The sequence below is a fragment of the Halobellus clavatus genome (genome assembly GCF_900107195.1).
GTDB lineage: Archaea > Halobacteriota > Halobacteria > Halobacteriales > Haloferacaceae > Haloquadratum > Haloquadratum clavatum.
This window is the reverse complement of sequence record NZ_FNPB01000002.1, coordinates 402231-416102: the sequence shown is the minus strand read 5'-3', so window position 1 is coordinate 416102 and position 13872 is coordinate 402231. Positions and strand designations below refer to the sequence as shown.

At 67.6% G+C, this 13872-nt stretch carries 18 protein-coding genes and 2 pseudogenes; 16 read left to right on the top strand and 4 right to left on the bottom strand.

All coding sequences use genetic code 11. The features are described from left to right. From BLU74_RS05510 to BLU74_RS05490, 5 genes and pseudogenes are all read left to right on the top strand, one after another. Positions 1-299, top strand: a pseudogene (locus BLU74_RS05510) (IS6 family transposase); the annotation flags it as partial. A 56-nt stretch (positions 300-355) separates the two neighbouring features. Continuing rightward, positions 356-751, top strand: coding sequence for a VOC family protein (locus BLU74_RS05505; RefSeq protein ID WP_089766024.1), 396 nt, complete (start codon positions 356-358; stop codon positions 749-751). Between the two features lie 60 nt (positions 752-811). Continuing rightward, positions 812-2110: an aryl-sulfate sulfotransferase gene (locus tag BLU74_RS05500; protein ID WP_089766022.1), complete on the top strand. Its 1299-nt coding sequence runs from the start codon at positions 812-814 to the stop codon at positions 2108-2110. A 97-nt stretch (positions 2111-2207) separates the two neighbouring features. Continuing rightward, positions 2208-2807, top strand: coding sequence for an NUDIX hydrolase (locus BLU74_RS05495; RefSeq protein WP_089766020.1), 600 nt, complete (start codon positions 2208-2210; stop codon positions 2805-2807). Between the two features lie 117 nt (positions 2808-2924). Next, positions 2925-3677 (top strand): CPBP family intramembrane glutamic endopeptidase, encoded by a 753-nt coding sequence (locus BLU74_RS05490; protein ID WP_394327865.1) that lies wholly within the window; start codon positions 2925-2927, stop codon positions 3675-3677. 31 nt (positions 3678-3708) lie between these two features. Here the strand turns inward: BLU74_RS05490 and BLU74_RS05485 are convergent, their stop codons facing one another. Together BLU74_RS05485 and BLU74_RS05480 are read right to left on the bottom strand one after the other, a co-directional pair. Further along, entirely contained in the window at positions 3709-3984 is a 276-nt protein-coding gene (locus tag BLU74_RS05485) for a hypothetical protein (RefSeq protein ID WP_089766015.1), read from the bottom strand. Continuing rightward, on the bottom strand, positions 3984-4808 hold the full coding sequence (locus BLU74_RS05480; RefSeq protein WP_089766013.1) for a M48 family metallopeptidase: 825 nt from the start codon (positions 4806-4808) through the stop codon (positions 3984-3986). The genes BLU74_RS05485 and BLU74_RS05480 overlap by 1 nt, the downstream gene beginning before the upstream one ends. A gap of 325 nt (positions 4809-5133) precedes the next feature. Between BLU74_RS05480 and tgtA the strand changes: the two genes are divergently transcribed. Then, on the top strand, positions 5134-6612 hold the full coding sequence (gene tgtA / locus BLU74_RS05475; RefSeq protein ID WP_089766011.1) for a tRNA guanosine(15) transglycosylase TgtA: 1479 nt from the start codon (positions 5134-5136) through the stop codon (positions 6610-6612). A 13-nt stretch (positions 6613-6625) separates the two neighbouring features. On the opposite strand, the gene BLU74_RS05470 is transcribed toward tgtA, so the two are convergent. Next, positions 6626-7150 carry a pyridoxamine 5'-phosphate oxidase family protein gene (locus BLU74_RS05470; protein ID WP_089766008.1) on the bottom strand — a complete coding sequence of 175 codons (525 nt, stop codon included), beginning with the start codon at positions 7148-7150 and terminating at the stop codon, positions 6626-6628. 99 nt (positions 7151-7249) lie between these two features. Between BLU74_RS05470 and arcS the strand changes: the two genes are divergently transcribed. The 6 genes from arcS to BLU74_RS05440 all read left to right on the top strand — a co-directional run bounded on the left by arcS (position 7250) and on the right by BLU74_RS05440 (position 11670). Beyond that, positions 7250-9079 carry an archaeosine synthase subunit alpha gene (arcS, locus tag BLU74_RS05465; RefSeq protein ID WP_089766006.1) on the top strand — a complete coding sequence of 610 codons (1830 nt, stop codon included), beginning with the start codon at positions 7250-7252 and terminating at the stop codon, positions 9077-9079. Between the two features lie 38 nt (positions 9080-9117). After that, positions 9118-9894: a carbon-nitrogen hydrolase family protein gene (locus BLU74_RS05460; RefSeq protein WP_089766003.1), complete on the top strand. Its 777-nt coding sequence runs from the start codon at positions 9118-9120 to the stop codon at positions 9892-9894. Positions 9895-9973: 79 nt separating this feature from the next. Next, the gene (locus tag BLU74_RS05455; protein ID WP_089766000.1) at positions 9974-10378 is read left to right on the top strand and encodes a DUF7971 family protein; all 405 of its coding nucleotides are present in this window, start codon (positions 9974-9976) and stop codon (positions 10376-10378) included. 257 nt (positions 10379-10635) lie between these two features. Continuing rightward, on the top strand, positions 10636-10929 hold the full coding sequence (locus tag BLU74_RS05450; RefSeq protein WP_089765998.1) for a ubiquitin-like small modifier protein 1: 294 nt from the start codon (positions 10636-10638) through the stop codon (positions 10927-10929). Beyond that, on the top strand, positions 10926-11195 hold the full coding sequence (locus tag BLU74_RS05445; RefSeq protein ID WP_089765996.1) for a MoaD-like domain-containing protein: 270 nt from the start codon (positions 10926-10928) through the stop codon (positions 11193-11195). Before BLU74_RS05450 ends, BLU74_RS05445 begins: the two co-directional genes overlap by 4 nt. A 1-nt stretch (position 11196) precedes the next feature. Continuing rightward, entirely contained in the window at positions 11197-11670 is a 474-nt protein-coding gene (locus tag BLU74_RS05440; protein ID WP_089765994.1) for a DUF8048 family protein, read from the top strand. Between the two features lies 1 nt (position 11671). On the opposite strand, the gene BLU74_RS05435 is transcribed toward BLU74_RS05440, so the two are convergent. Next, positions 11672-12016: a DUF7562 family protein gene (locus BLU74_RS05435; RefSeq protein WP_089765992.1), complete on the bottom strand. Its 345-nt coding sequence runs from the start codon at positions 12014-12016 to the stop codon at positions 11672-11674. Positions 12017-12159: 143 nt separating this feature from the next. Here BLU74_RS05435 and BLU74_RS05430 point away from each other — a divergent pair, with 143 nt between their 5' ends. From BLU74_RS05430 to BLU74_RS19565, 4 genes and pseudogenes are all read left to right on the top strand, one after another. Next, positions 12160-12657, top strand: a complete 498-nt coding sequence (locus BLU74_RS05430) for an RNA-binding protein (RefSeq protein WP_089765990.1) — start codon at positions 12160-12162, stop codon at positions 12655-12657. Positions 12658-12778: 121 nt separating this feature from the next. Next, positions 12779-13132, top strand: a complete 354-nt coding sequence (locus BLU74_RS05425; RefSeq protein ID WP_089765988.1) for a cell division protein SepF — start codon at positions 12779-12781, stop codon at positions 13130-13132. A gap of 142 nt (positions 13133-13274) precedes the next feature. Then, a pseudogene (locus BLU74_RS19570) lies at positions 13275-13430 on the top strand (TATA-box-binding protein); the annotation flags it as partial. An 18-nt stretch (positions 13431-13448) separates the two neighbouring features. After that, a complete protein-coding gene (locus BLU74_RS19565; protein ID WP_394327864.1) occupies positions 13449-13838 on the top strand; it encodes a zinc ribbon domain-containing protein in 390 nt (129 codons plus the stop codon). The last annotated feature ends 34 nt before the right edge of the window (positions 13839-13872 follow it).

Genomic DNA, 13872 nt, shown 5'->3' with positions numbered 1-13872 from the left:
TGTTTTCAACGACGACGACCGCATTGACCGAGATCTTTCTGCGTGAACTGCGCGAGAAACACGATGTCGAATCCGCAGTGTTTCTGGTCGATGGCGCTCAACACCTCCAAACTGCGCTGGCCAGAGCTTCACTCCGATTTCAAACCGAACGGAATGGAAATCGGAATGCCATCGAGCGAATCTTTCGAGAACTCAAGCGTCGCACCTCGTCGTTCTCCAACTGTTTCAGCCACGTTGAGCCGCAAACCGCCGAAAATTGGCTCCAAGCATTTGCCGCCTGGCTCAATGCTCCAAACTAAACACGACCCTCCGGCCGGCACCCGGACTTTTGTCCGACCGACGCCAACGACATCGTATGGATGGAACCGCGATCGACCACGTGAAACTGCGGATTCCGGCCGACGGGATCGAGACCGCACTGGCGTTCTACCGGGACGCGCTCGGGTTCGGAATCGACGGAATGGACCTGTACGAGTCGGGCGAAAAGCCGTTCTTTTCCGTCCGGCTGGCACCCGGCGCAGTCGTGCATCTCGAACCCGACGAGGCGTTCGCCGCGCCGACCCAGACCGCGTACGACCACATCGCCGTCCGCGTCGACGACGACATCGAGGGCATCGAGGCCACCCTGGCGGACGCGGGGATCGAGATCGACCGCCGGCTGGACCCGCTCGGCGCGACGGGCGTCGCCCCGGCCGTCTACGTCACCGATCCGTTCGGCTACCTGCTCGAACTGAAGGCCGAGCGGGAGTAGCACCACTGCGGTCCACACCGAACGGTTTTTTTCGGCGCTCCCCCGTGCTCTACGCAGTCGATGCGATCGAAGGTCCCCACTCCACTCACCGGAACGCGCGCCGGCGCGACGCTCGTGCTCGTCGGCGTCGTGCTGTTCCTCTCCTCGCTCCTCGTCGGCGCGGCGCTCGCGCCGAGCGTCGGCGGCGCAGACGACGGCGAGGCGAGACGGACACTCGTCGGGTCCCAAGGCGGCGGCCCCGGCCTCCACGAAGCCGGGTCGGTCTACCTGCTCGACGGCCGCCAGACCGAGTGGCGGGCCGGGGAGACAGACAGCTACTTCGACGTCACGATGCTGGAGAACGGGAGCGTGATGGCCGGCTTCATGGACAGCGGCTACGAGGAGTGCGGCCCCTACGAGTCGCCCTGTACTCACACCGGCTTCCGGATCATCGAACCGAACGCCGACAGCGGCGCGGGCCCCGAAGTCGTCTCGGAGTACTCGTTCCCCGTACGGACGCGAGCGAACAGCGAGGTCCACGACGTCGAGCGGCTCGACTCCGGCGAGTTCCTCGTGACCGACATGGAGTACGAGCGGATCTTCACCGTCGAGGACGGCGAGATCACCTGGCAGTGGAACGCGAGCGAGCGGTACGACGCGCCCGCGGACCCGACTCGGACCGACTGGCTCCACATCAACGACGTCGACGTCATCTCGGAGGATCGCTACCTGGTCTCGGTCCGGAACGCCCACCAGCTCGTGATCGTCGAGCGCGGCGAGGGCGTCGTCGAGGTGATCAACGCGGACGACGGCCGGACCGACGGCGGGAGCCCGAATCCGAAGGGCGACCCGACGGTACTCAGACAGCAGCACAACCCGCAGTGGCTCGGGAACGGAACCGTCCTGGTCGCCGACAGCCACAACGACCGGATCGTCGAACTGCGGCGGAACGAGAGCGGCTCGTGGAACGTGGCCTGGGCCGTCGACCGCGCCGAGGGCGTGCCGTTCAGTTGGCCGCGCGACGCCGACCGACTCCCGAACGGGAACACGCTGGTCACCGACTCGCTGAACAAGCGCGTCGTCGAGATCAATCGCACGGGGGCGACCGTGTGGAGCTACGCCACGCCACAGGTTCCCTACGAGGCCGAGCGCCTGCCCGCCGGGGAGACGGTCGGCGGGGTCGCCTACGCGGATGGTGGCGAGACGACGGTCGACGAGCGCCGCAACCTTCCCGTCCTGTCGTTCCTGCTGCTGCTCTTACAGACTGGACTCCAGACGCCGTTCTGGTTCACCGAGGCGCACGTCGCCGTCGCGCTCGTCTCGCTCGGATTCGTGCTGGGTGGCAGCGGGATCGCCCTTCGCGGGCGACTGCGAGGCTGACTGAGCGGCGGGCTTCGAGCAGTCCGATGGCCGTGACGCGGCCACGACCCACCGAATCCACCCCAGCACTTCTTGGGTGCGAGACCGAGAACCGAGTATGGTCGATCCAGACGCATCCGCACCCGGTACCGCAGCGGACCCCGACGACGGCCTGGCGTGGACGACGACCGGGAGCGAACTCGATTACACCTGCCCCGGATTCGACGTCCGCCGAGACGACGTAGTCCTGCCCGACGGCACCGAGACCGACTTCCACTACGTGGACGAGCCGCCCGCGGTCGTGGTGCTGCCCTTCACCGACGACGGCGACGTCGTCGTGATCGAGGAGTGGCGGCAGGCCGTCGGCCGGGTCAACCGCGGGCTCCCCGCCGGGACGGCCGAACCGGACGACGAGGATCTGGACGCCGTCGCCAGACGAGAACTCCGTGAGGAGACCGGCCACGAGGCGGCGAGCGTCCGGCACCTGTTCTCCGCTGAGCCGGCTAACGGCCTCCTCGACAGCGTCCACCACTACTACCTCGCCCGTGGGTGCACAGCGAGCGCCGAGCAGGAACTCGATTTCAACGAGAGCATCCGGGTCGACACTATCGACTACGACGACCTGCTGGCGGCGGCGCTCGACGGCGAGCTCCGCGACGGGCGGACCGTCCTCGCGCTCACCCGGTACGAACTCGCTGCGCGCTGGGAACGCTCGTAGACACGGTCACACAGAGCGAAGGATTTTGACGGCGCAGTACGTATCTCGTGTGTGTCCTCCGAATTCGATTCCGTCAACGAAGCGGGCGGCTCGGTCTCGGGCGATGCCGTCCGCGACGTGCTCCGCGCGCTCCTCGCCGCGGTCGTCCTCTCAGTCGTCGGCATCGTGGCCGGCGGATTGCTCGTCGTCGCCGCGGCCCTCGTGCTCGGCGTCGCCGGCGTCCAGGTGACGCCGCTTCTGAGCATCGTGCTCTCGCTGGTCCTCGCGACGGGGTTCGGCTTCGGCGGCGTCGCGCTCGCGTACCTGCGATACCGCGGCATCGGAGCCGATTACGTCGGCATCGGGGTCCCCTCGCTCCGGGACGTCGCGTCCGTCATCGGGGGCTACGTCGCGGCGATGGGCTTTCTGGTGATCGCGTCGGTGATCATCAGAACGCTCGGGGCCGAGGCGGCCTCGAACAGCGCCGCCGAGGTCGGACTGCAGAACCCCGAGATACTCCTGCTGTTGATCCCCGCGTCGCTGCTCCTGATCGGTCCCGGCGAGGAGTTGCTCTACCGCGGCGTCGTCCAGAACCGCCTGAGTGAGGCGTTGCCAGCGCCCGCAGCGATCGTCCTCGCGAGTCTGATCTTCGCGTCGATCCACTACTTCTCGCTCACGGGAATGCCGCGAGCGCGACTGGTCAGTATCTCCGTGCTCGTGCTCCCCACGCTCGTGTTCGGGACGGTGTACGAACTCACAGACAACATCCTCGTCCCGGCGCTGATCCACGGCGCGTACAACGCGACGCTGTTCGGGATGCTGTATCTCTCCCTGCCGTACGCCGATTCCGGGCAGCTCCCGCAGACGCTGCTCGCGATCGTCGGGGTCTGATCCGCGGCCGTCACCGCCAAATCGATCCCACTTATATCAGCGTCGGCCCGAAGTAGAGGCCGCCGAGAAGCAGCACCGCGCCGGCCGCCTGAACGAGTCGCCGCCACCGGGTCGGGAGGCCGGACCCACCGCTTTCTGCGTCCGCGTCGCGCTCGGTCGAGACGCCGTCTTCCCCGTACCGACCGTGGCGATTGCCCGGCACGCGGCCGGCGGTATGGACCCGGATGACGGTTCCGGGTGCGACGAGAAACAGCAGGCCGAGCGCGACGCCGAGAACGGCAGCCGCGAGCGTCCGGACGTCGACCATCAGCGGCGGAGGCGCTCGATCCGCTGCTCGATCGGCGGGTGCGTCGCGAAGAGTCGGGCGAGGCCGCGCTCCTCGCCGAAGATACACAGCGCGTTGACCTGCGAATCGACCGCCGATTCGTCGCGTCGCTCGTTGCCGCGACTGATCTTCTCCAGCGCCCGGGCGAGCGGGTCGCCGCCGCCGATGGCGTCAGCGGCGTCGCTGTCGGCGACGTACTCCCGATATCTGGAGATAGCGAAGACGAAGAGCATCACCAGCAACTGCGTGATCTGCCCGACGACGATCGCGAGGAAGAAGTCCGCGATGTCGTTGTCGCCGGTCAGGAGGACGACCCACTGGGCGACGATCGCGACGATCGACGCGACGCCCTGGCCGAGGACCATCATCACCACGTCGCGGTTGCGGATGTGCGCGAGTTCGTGTGCGAGCACGCCCTCGACCTCGTCGTCGTCCAGCCGCGAGAGTAGTTCCTCGCTCACGACGACCGTCCCCGCACCCTTACGACCGACGGCGAAGGCGTTCGGCACGCCCATCTGCGCGATCATCAGACGGGGCTTCTCGATTCCCATCGACCGCGAGAGCGATTCGACGCGGCGGTGGATATGGGGGAAACGGTCTTCGGGGAGCTCCTCCGCACCGACGCTGCGCAGCGCCATCCACTTGCCGATCTTGTACTGGACCCCGACGAAGGCCACGCTGGCGAGAAGGACGAGCCAGATCGACCAGCCGAAGACGCCCATCACGACCACGGCCGCGACGGCGTAGAACGCGAACAGGACCGCACCGACGAATGCCATTCGCGCTTTCAGTCCCAGGTGTCTCATACGGGAACTCCGTTGACTATTCAGACACAAGTACTCCGTGGTCGAAGTCGAGACCGGTGCAGTCCGTCGATTCAGCCCGAGATCGTCGCATGATAGCCGTTCGAGAGACGGATTTCGGAGGGAGACCGTCGCCACGAAGCTTCAAATACCGACGCGAGGCCAGCAACCGTGTGACCTGAGCGTACGCCCGCGTCGGACAGCGGTTGTCCGGCACACCGACGCGGGACTCGGAGACGGTGCCGGCTGTTTGCCCCAGTCCCAGTCGGCGGTCACCGCACCGCCGCGAAAGCGACGATACTTACCCGCCGCTCACGAGTACACCGGTATGCGCGATCACTTCGAGGTCCGCGACGGGGACGCCGCCGGTCGGATCGGTCGGCTGTCCGTCCCTCGGGCGGACGTCACCGTCGAGACGCCGGCGCTGATGCCGGTCGTCAACCCGAATATCCGGACGATCTCACCCGGCCGGATCGAATCGGCGTTCGGTGCCGAGATCCTGATCACGAACTCCTACATCGTCCACAGCACCGACGATCTCCGCGAGCGAGCGCTCGAAGAAGGGCTGCACGACCTGCTCGGATTCGACGGCGCGATCGTCACGGATTCGGGGTCGTTCCAGCTCGCCGAGTACGGTGACATCGACGTGACGACGCGAGAGATCCTCGAATTCCAGCGCGACATCGGCGCGGACGTCGGAACCCCCGTCGACGTCCCGACGCCGCCGGACGTCAGCAGAGAACGCGCCGAACGCGAGTTGGCCACGACAGAGCGGGCGCTCTCGGACGCCGAGTCCGTCGACACTGGGGAGATGCTCGTGAACGCACCGGTCCAGGGGTCGACGTACCCGGAGCTTCGGGAGGCGGCCGGCCGGAACGCGTACGCGACCGATCTGGACGTCTTTCCGGTCGGCGCGGTCGTCCCGCTGATGAACAGCTACCGCTACGCGGACATGATCGACATCGTCGCCGGCGCGAAGCGGGGACTCGGCCGCGACGCCCCCGTCCACCTGTTCGGCGCCGGCCACCCGATGATGTTCGCGCTGGCGGTCGCCGCCGGCTGCGACCTCTTCGACTCGGCGGCGTACGCCATTTACGCGCGCGACGATCGGTACCTCACGGTCCGCGGGACCGAGCACCTCGAGGATCTGGCGTACCTCCCGTGTTCGTGTGCGGTCTGCACGGCGCACGACCCCGACGACCTGCGGGCGTGCCCCGACGAGGAGCGCGAGCGCCTCTTGGCCGAGCACAACCTCCACGTCTCGTTCGCCGAGATCAGGCGCGTGAAGCAGGCGATCCGTTCGGGGAACCTGCTCGAACTGGTCGAGTCGCGGGCGCGTTCGCACCCGGCGATGCTCGACGGCTACCGGGCGCTGCTAGACCACGCCGAGCAGCTGGAACGGGAGGATCCGGCGTCGAAGGGATCGTTCTTCTACCTCTCGGGGGAGTCCGCCCGGCGACCGGAGGTACACCGGCACCACGAGCGAGTGACGCGACTCGACCCGGGCGGCACCGTGTTACTCACCGAGGGCGGGATGCCCTCGGGCGACGTCTACGACGCCGCCTGGCGCGTCGTTCCGCCGTTCGGTCCGTTCCCGCGGGCGCTCTCGGAGACCTATCCCCTCACCGGCGAGGTCCCGGCGCGGACCGACAGACACGCCCGAGAAGCCGCGGCGACGGGCGTCGCGCGACTCGTCGAGGCGAATCCCGAGACCTCGTTCGTCCTCGCACACGACGACTGGCCCGCCTCAGCGCTCTCGCGGGTCCCGGACCGCGTCGAGACCGAACTGGTCCACAGCGGCCGGTAGCGGCGGGCAGGCCTCACCCCTCCTCGGCCGGTGTGACGTCCGCCATTCGGCTGGAGAAGTCCCAAGAGTGGAGTCGCTTGGGCGTCACGCGAATCCGGACCTCCTCGCGGTCGGGAGACAGCAGGTGGGTGGCTAGTTCGTTGTCGGTGCCACCGAGATACCGGTCGAAGAGCGACCGCAGCAGTCGTTTGTCGGTGTCGGTCTCGATGTCGGCGACGCCGCGGCCGCGAACACCGCGATACGGCATCTCGTTCGTCGAGATCTCGAACGAGATCTCCGGGTCGTTCCGGAGGAACGTGACGACGTCCGCGTCGGCGCTCGTCGCGCACAGAATCTCGCGGGAATCGTCCGCGTCGGCGTCGACTGCGGTGCTGTCACCCGCCGCGTCGTCGATGGCGTCGCCGTCGCCCCAGGCGTACCACAGCGAGAGCAGCCACGGATGGCCACCGGGCGTGCGACAGCCGAGACGGACGGGGAACTGGGTCTCGAGGAGAAACTCGTCGAGCCTCGATCGTGACCACGGGCCGGTGACGCGCATACGACCCCAGTTCGGCGGCTGCGGGCAAAAGCGCGCGGGCCGATTCGGGGAGACACTCGAACAGACAGATAATTCACCCTCGGTGTCGCATTCGGGTGTATGACCGACTACTTCGAGGTCCACGGACGGGACGGAGCGGCCCGACTCGGGGAACTTCGGCTCTCCGATCCCCTGCGGACGCCCGCGCTCGTCGACGACAGCGTCGACGACGCCGGGAGTCTCTGGACCGATGACCAGGGCATCCCGAAGGGCTACAGAGAGATCCTGACGGTACTCCCACACCGCGCGTTCCCCGCCGGGACCGACGAACGCGTCCAGGACACCTTCGCTGTCGACTACCCGGACGTCGACTATCCGAGTGCGGTGGTCGTCACCCCCGAGACGGCCGCAGACTACGGCGCCGACGCCTACATCCTCTCTACTGCGCCCGGGTTCGTCGGCCACGCGTCGGCGTTCCGCGAGGAGATCATCGCCGCGCGGGAGGCGCTCCCGGCCGACACGGCGCTGTATCTCTCCGGCGTCGCGACGCCGCGCAACGCCGCCACGCTCGTCTACGCCGGTGTCGACCTCCTCGACGCGAAGCGCGCCCGTGTCAGGGGGTTCGAGGGCTTCTATCTCACCGCCGAAGACGAGTACTTCCTCGAGGACCTCGACGAACTGCCGTGTTCGTGTCCCGCGTGTCGCGGCAAGCGCGTCGACGTCGACCCCGACGCTGACGGGCCCGCCAGCAGCGCCGCGTTCGACCGCGAGGACTGCGCCGATCACAACGAGTACGCCCTGAAGTCTGAATTGGCGACGGTTCGACGGCGGATCCGGGACGGACGACTCCGAGACTACATCGAGGGGCAGGCGCGTCACGACCAGTGGCTCACCGCGGCGTTCCGTGAGTTCGACCAGCAGTACGGCTACATCGAGGAGCGAACGCCGGTCGTCCGCGACACCGAACTCGCGGCGGCGAGCGAAGACAGCCTCCGCCGGGTCGAGATCCAGCGCTTCGCCGAACGGGTCACGAATCGGTACCGGAACCGCTTCTCGAACCCGCTCGTGTTAGTGCCGTGCTCGGCGACGAAGCCCTACAGCGAGTCCCAGAGCCACGCGCAGTTCCACGACGCGATCCAGTACCGCGGCCACCTCGTCTCGATGACGTCGCCCATCGGCGTCGTCCCGATGGAACTCGAACTGACCTATCCCGCACAGCACTACGACACCGTCGTGACCGGGCGGTGGTCCGAAGACGAGAAAGCGTTCGTCGCCGACGTGCTCCGACGCTACCTCGAACGCAACGAGTACCCGCGAGTCATCGCGCACGTGCCGGACGAGGGGTATCGCGACATCTGCGAGCGGGTCGCGGCCGACGTCGACGTCCCGTTCGAGTTCACCGTCGAGGACCATCCGACGACGACCGATTCGATCGCGAACCTGATGTCGACGCTCGACGGCGAACTAAAGTACGGCAAGCGCGAGCGCCAGCACAACACGGTGAAGGCCATCGCGGACTACCAGTTCGGTCCCGGCGCGGGCGACGACCTCTTCGCGGACGTCGACCTGCAGACGACGAGTCGCTACCCCAAACTCCAGGTCCGTGACGGCGACAGCGACGCCGCCGACGGCAACGACGGCGGGGAGCAACTGGCGACGATGGTGCCGCAGTACGGCGTCCTCTCGCTCACCCTCGCGGGAGCGCGCGTCTGGGACGAGTCAGCGGTTCCGACCAAGCGCGTCGAGATCGACGAGTTCGTTCCGCACGGGAGCGTCCTCGCCCCGGGCGTCGTCGACGCCGACGAAGACATTCGCGTCGGCGACGAAGTCGTCGTCGACGGGCCGCGGGCGTTCGGCGTCGGGCGCGCGCGGATGTTCGGCTCGGAGATGGTCGAATCGACACGCGGCGAGGCAGTACAGGTCCGACACGTCGAAGAGCGCGACGGGTAGACGGGCCCTTTTTCACCGTCCGGGCCGGCGCCGGACGTATGGCACCGTCCGTCGCAGCCTGTCAGATCGACATCGCAACCCTCGACGTGGAGTCGAACCTCGCGACCGTCGAGCGGCGCGTCCGCGGCCTGCCCGACGCCGTCGAAGTGGCAGTGTTCCCCGAATACGCGCTCACCGGGTTCGTCGCTGACGGACGTATCGACGACGTCGCACTCGCACGCGACGGGGCGACGGTCGAGCGACTTCGCCGACTCGCCGCCACCGAGGACACGGCCCTGGTCGTCGGGTTCGTCGAGCGCGAGGGAGACAGCCTGTACAACACCGCCGCGTACGTCGACCCCGACGGCGGAACGACGGGCTACCGGAAGCGGCACCTGTGGGAGGGCGAACGAGACGTGCTCGAAGCCGGAGACGACCTCGTAATCGTCGAGACACCCGTCGGGACGGCCGGCCTCCTCACGTGCTACGACCTCAACTTCGTCGGCGACAGCGCGACTCTCGCCGACGAGCGGGTCGACGCCCTGTTCGTCCTCGGTGCGTGGCCCGGGGCGTACAGCGAGAACTGGCGGCTCCTCCTCCGCGCCCGGGCGCTGGACGGCGTCCGCTGGGTCGTCGGCGCGGGGCGCACCGGGCGTCGAGAGGTCGACGACGGCCAAGTGGTCGAGTACGCCGGCCGCTCGCTGGTCGCCCGACCCGACGGCGGGATCCGCGCGGCGCTCGACCGCCGGCCGGACGATTTGGTGGTCGAACTCGATCCCGAGACGGTCGCGGCACAGCGCGAGTTCGTCGGGATCTACGACGAACCGAACGCGTAGTCATCGCCCCGGTTTCGAGTCGAGGCGGACCGCCGTCGGCGACGGCGACTTTTTCACCTGGGCGTCCCTCGGTCGGGGTATGTCAGACGAGACAGACACCGATCGGGAACTCTCTCTCGGCGTCCCGCGGGGCGTCCTCGAATCGCTTCCGGAGGACGGCTCGAACGCCGCCGCGGATATGAAGGAAGCCGTCGCGGGACTGGAGCGCAGTCTGACCGAGGCGATCGACGACGCGGAGTCCGACAGCGAAGCGGCGAGCTACGCTGTCGACGCGATCGAGCACCTCGAAGAGCGGATGGAGACCTACGACGGGTTCATCCCAGAACTCCGAGCGTGGGGGCAGTCGCCGATCTACGCCATCGCCTGGCGCAACCTCTACGCCGAGGTGATCGCGCAACTCTACGAACACGAGTGGCTCGCCGCCCAGATCGACCGCGAGCGGAACTACCGCCTCGTCGAAGACGGCATTCGGTTCGGCGACTGAGAATGATGCCTCTCGTCTCTTACTGCCGAGCGCCGTCGCCGGGGGTGGCGCTCGGCGGTAAAAAGTGAGAGCCATCATTCTCAGACGGGCAGACGCACCCGTTTCGAGGGGTCCACCGCCGCAGGCGGCGAAGTTCGTCACAGATTCGCATCCGACCAGATGAGCCGTCATCGAGTAATCACAGATTCCGAGGGGCGGTCGATCCGGCCCCCGCACAGCCGGGCATCTTTTTTGTCCGGCCCGCTCCAGAGTCGAGTATGACGTTTCAACTGCGGTTCTTCGCCACCTTTCGGGAGGCGGTGGGGACGAAGACGATCACGCGCGAGTACGACGCCGACACCGTCGGTGACGTCCTCGTCGCGCTCGAATCCGAGTTCGAGGGATTGGCGGGCGAGATCCTCGAGGACGGCTCGGTCCGACCGCAGGTGAACGTGCTCCTGAACGGACGGGACGTCGAGCACGAGTCGGGCGTCGAAACCCCGATCGACCCGGACGACACGCTGAGCATCTTCCCGCCCGTCGCGGGCGGCGCGCGGAGGGGCGCGCCGTGAGTACCGAACGGGAGACCCGCGAGCGGTCCTATCGCGGCATCTCGGTCCGTCTGGCGCGCAAGTACCTCGAGAAACTCGGCGGGACCACCGTGGCCGACGACCGGGTCGAGGGCGACGCGTGGGTCGCTACGCTCGCCGACGACGAGGTCTCGATCGGGCCCTCGCTGAAACTGACCGAGGTGACCGTCGTCTTCGAGGGCGACCCGTCCACGCTGGATCCGCTGATCGAGCGCTTCTCGCAGAAGGCGATGCGCGCCGGTGGGTGAGATGGTCGCCGAGGAGTCCTCCGAGGGCGAGCGATCGGAGCGGTCGACGACGATCCCGCTCGACGGCGACGTCATCCAGTACACGGGCGCGACGGCCAGCCTCGCACCCGAGCGGCTCGGGCCGCTGCTCCGCCGCGTCCAGTCGGCGCTCGCCGACCGATCCGAACACTACCGGCGGACCTACGAACGCGTGTACGCGGACGAGTCGCGGTCGGTGTACCTCTGTCCCGAAGGGGAGGTGGCGGAACTCGGCGCGGCGGTGGGACTCACCGACAGCGAGGTCGATGCCGTCAAGCGCGCGCACGGCCAGCAACTCCGCCGGATCGGAACGAAGACCGACCGGCGGGACGAGTTCGAGACGGCGCTGGAGATCCGCGAGGCCGTGGTGATCGGGCACGACGCGGACGAAAGCGCAGACAGAGAACCAGACGAGGGCGCGACCGGCGGCGACGCGGCCCCCGATTCGGAACCGTAACTCAGGATTCTCGGCCCTGTTCTTCGGCGGAGCTCGACCGTTCCTCGACGGCCGTGAAGTACCGCGCGAGGAACGCCGCACGCGAGTCGTCGTCCTCGTCGGCGGCGTCCGTCTCGGAGAACGAGGCCTCACGCTCGAGGTCGATCAGGAGGGATTCGAGGTCGGCGCGGGGCTGGTGACAGAGGTCGCGATAGCACTCCTTACAGAGGTGTTCGAACGTCTTGCCGTGTCGCTCCCAGCGGTTGCCGTGTTTGTCGTACTCGCGGGCCTCAGAGCGCGGGAGCGACGTCCCGCAGGCGATACAGACCACCGTCGTTCCATCCCGGTTGTTCCGGGAACGCCACATACTATCACTCACGCACCACCCTCACTTAGCGTTTTTTCCGCGAGCGAGCGTCGGCGTCGGACGGGCGTCAGCCCTCCGGCGGACGCCGTCTCGGGGCAGGTCGTGTCGCGCCATTTATCGGCCGGCGCGCCGTGCGACCGGATATGCAGGTCAAGTCCAGACACCACCTCCGTGCCGACGAGATCGACGACCTGGAGACGGAGATCGAATCGCGGACGGGCGTCGAACTCGACGGTGACACCTACGAGATGGTCGAACTCGGCGACGAGCCGTTCGACGTCGTCCTCGTCGACGGCGACCCCGACGTGGTCAGGTTCGACGCCGGGCCCGATGCCGACGCGGAGGCGTTCTTGACCGTTCAGGGTGCGAACCGCCACGGTCCCTCCGCGGGCGTGGTCACCGTCGACGCGGGAGCGATCTCGTTCGTCAGCGACGGCGCGGACGTGATGCGACCGGGGATCGTCGAGGCCGACGACGACGTCGCCGAGGGAGATCTGGTCACGATCGCCGAGGAGACGCACGGAAAGGTACTGGCGATCGGCCGTGCGCTGGTCGACGGCGAGGAGATGCCCGGCGACGCGGGGAAGGTCGTCGACTCCATCCACCACGTCGGCGACGACCTCTTCGAGTTCGCCGTCTGAGCGGCGTTCGACGCCCGGAGAGCGACGGTCCGAGGGACGATCCGGGAGAGATGCGACGAATCCGTGCGTCAGACGCGCGTCTGACGTAAGAACTAACGTGGTACTGCCGCTTGGGGTTGGTATGGGGATTATGAGCAAGATCATCAGCGGGGGCGGACAGAACACGACAGACGAGTACCTCGACCTCGATGTCGACGGCGTCGAGCCCTCCCGCGGCGACGCCGGAATGAGTGTTCGGATCGCGACGATCAGCGGCCAGCAGGACGTCGTCGACATCAAAGACGCCGTCTACGACGGCGATCTGGTGATCGCGGACATCACCCGACACACCACGAGCGACAGTACGATGGAACACATCATGGACGATCTCCGACAGGTCGCCGAAGAGGTCGACGGCGACATCGCCCAGAAGGGCGACGATCAGGTCATCATCGCGCCGACGGGCGTCGGCGTCGCGCGGCGGAAACTGAACTGAGTCGCATCCGCGCCCCTGGTGTTATATCGGCGCTGTAGAATTTCCTGGTATGAGTGAGACGACCGTCGCAGCGGGCGACGTTCTGCGCAGGCTCGACGAACTGGGCGCCGTCACCGAGGCGGACGTCGGAACGACGGCGTACGCCGATCTCGAATCACAACTCAACCTCAACGCGGCCGCCATCGGACTCGGCTTGGAGGAGGTCGCATACGAACCGGAGCGCTTCCCCGGGCTCGTATACCACCCCGAAGACGGTGCGGAAGCCGTAGCCGCAGTTCTCGGCAACGGGACGGTCTTCGTCGCCTGCGAGGAGTCCGTGGGCGCACACGACGTCGTCGACGAAGTCACAGAGAGTCTGGTCGAACTGGGGCTGCTCGCGGACCCGGGCCCGGCCGCGACGTTCTCACTCTCGCCGACCGAGGTCCCGGTTCCGCCGGAGTACGAGATCGGCGGAACCGGCTCAGCGGAACCCGATGCGGAGGACGCCACCGGGAGCACAGCGACGACCGCTGCTGACGAGAGCGCCCCGAACGACGGCGGGACCGAGATCGAATGCGACAACTGCGGGCACGGGCTGACGGGCGAGGAGAACTTCTGTCCCGAATGCGGCGAGGAACTGCAGGCGCGGTGTCGCGCCTGCGGGTTCGAACTCTCCGGCGGGGAGAACTTCTGTCCCGAGTGCGGCACGAACGTGGCGGCCGACTGACCGCCGGAACCGACGAACTTTCCTCTCCGCTCTC

Coding starts and splice junctions, on each gene's coding strand:
- BLU74_RS05460 (WP_089766003.1), top strand. CDS start 9,118: ATGGCACCGTCCGTCGCAGCCTGTCAGATCGACATCGCAACCCTCGAC.
- BLU74_RS05450 (WP_089765998.1), top strand. CDS start 10,636: ATGACGTTTCAACTGCGGTTCTTCGCCACCTTTCGGGAGGCGGTGGGG.
- BLU74_RS05505 (WP_089766024.1), top strand. CDS start 356: ATGGATGGAACCGCGATCGACCACGTGAAACTGCGGATTCCGGCCGAC.
- arcS (WP_089766006.1), top strand. CDS start 7,250: ATGACCGACTACTTCGAGGTCCACGGACGGGACGGAGCGGCCCGACTC.
- BLU74_RS05480 (WP_089766013.1), bottom strand. CDS start 4,808: ATGAGACACCTGGGACTGAAAGCGCGAATGGCATTCGTCGGTGCGGTC.
- BLU74_RS05435 (WP_089765992.1), bottom strand. CDS start 12,016: ATGTGGCGTTCCCGGAACAACCGGGATGGAACGACGGTGGTCTGTATC.
- tgtA (WP_089766011.1), top strand. CDS start 5,134: ATGCGCGATCACTTCGAGGTCCGCGACGGGGACGCCGCCGGTCGGATC.
- BLU74_RS05485 (WP_089766015.1), bottom strand. CDS start 3,984: ATGGTCGACGTCCGGACGCTCGCGGCTGCCGTTCTCGGCGTCGCGCTC.
- BLU74_RS05430 (WP_089765990.1), top strand. CDS start 12,160: ATGCAGGTCAAGTCCAGACACCACCTCCGTGCCGACGAGATCGACGAC.
- BLU74_RS05500 (WP_089766022.1), top strand. CDS start 812: ATGCGATCGAAGGTCCCCACTCCACTCACCGGAACGCGCGCCGGCGCG.
- BLU74_RS05470 (WP_089766008.1), bottom strand. CDS start 7,150: ATGCGCGTCACCGGCCCGTGGTCACGATCGAGGCTCGACGAGTTTCTC.
- BLU74_RS05495 (WP_089766020.1), top strand. CDS start 2,208: ATGGTCGATCCAGACGCATCCGCACCCGGTACCGCAGCGGACCCCGAC.
- BLU74_RS05440 (WP_089765994.1), top strand. CDS start 11,197: ATGGTCGCCGAGGAGTCCTCCGAGGGCGAGCGATCGGAGCGGTCGACG.
- BLU74_RS05425 (WP_089765988.1), top strand. CDS start 12,779: ATGGGGATTATGAGCAAGATCATCAGCGGGGGCGGACAGAACACGACA.
- BLU74_RS05455 (WP_089766000.1), top strand. CDS start 9,974: ATGTCAGACGAGACAGACACCGATCGGGAACTCTCTCTCGGCGTCCCG.